Consider the following 714-nt stretch of genomic DNA (forward strand, 5'->3'; position numbering starts at 1 on the left):
CCTTGAGCGGCTGCGCGCGCTGGGCGACGGCCTGGGATTCGGTAGGGAACTACGCCGTGCTCGGCGTCGCCCTGGTGATGCTGTTCTGGCGCCCGCCGCAGAACTTCGAGGGCGTCACCGCCGTGCCGCGGCATCCGGTGCGCGCCTGCGCGATCACCTGTTCGCCACCCAGTACGTGGCGCTGGGCGCCTCACTGATCCTGCTGCTCGTCCTGTGGCCCACGCACTCACCGCAGCCGCAGGCCCTGCCCGATGCACGGCCGGGGATGCACCTGATGGTGCTGATCACCGGCGCCGCCCTGCTCTACCTGGTGATCACCGGCAGCAGCATGGGGTACGTGCACGGCAAGGCCGGTCGGACCGGGCCCCGGCACTGGGGACCGCTTCCGCGCTGGATCTACCCGGTGGCCGGGCTGCTGATGGCCGCCAGCGTCTACTTCCTGCTGCGCCCGCCACTGGACTACCTGTGGGGGCTGGTCACCGCCCCGGCGGCGTTCATCCTGCTGCTGGTGGCGGTGCTGTTGCTGGCCCACGCCGCCGTGCGCCTGGCCAGCCGGCGGATGCAGGTGGCCTGGGCGGTGGATGGGCACTGGGAGCGCTGGTACCGGCAGATGATCGAATTGCGTTCGCTGCGCACCGTGACCGCCGCCCTGGGCGCCCTGCTGTTCTGCGGCTGCGGGTTTGACTACGGATGGGTCGGGCTCAGCCTGGTGGT

General features: G+C 71.3%; 2 protein-coding genes. Both read left to right on the plus strand.

What is annotated here, in order from left to right:
* Positions 1-197 (plus strand): hypothetical protein (locus tag JCM19049_RS16525; RefSeq protein ID WP_279403463.1); only part of this gene is annotated, 197 nt, incomplete at its 5' end.
* On the plus strand, positions 176-714 hold a 539-nt coding region (locus tag JCM19049_RS16530), incomplete at its 3' end, for a hypothetical protein (RefSeq protein ID WP_279403464.1). The genes JCM19049_RS16525 and JCM19049_RS16530, both read left to right, overlap by 22 nt.

This window comes from Arthrobacter sp. JCM 19049 (assembly GCF_001310435.1).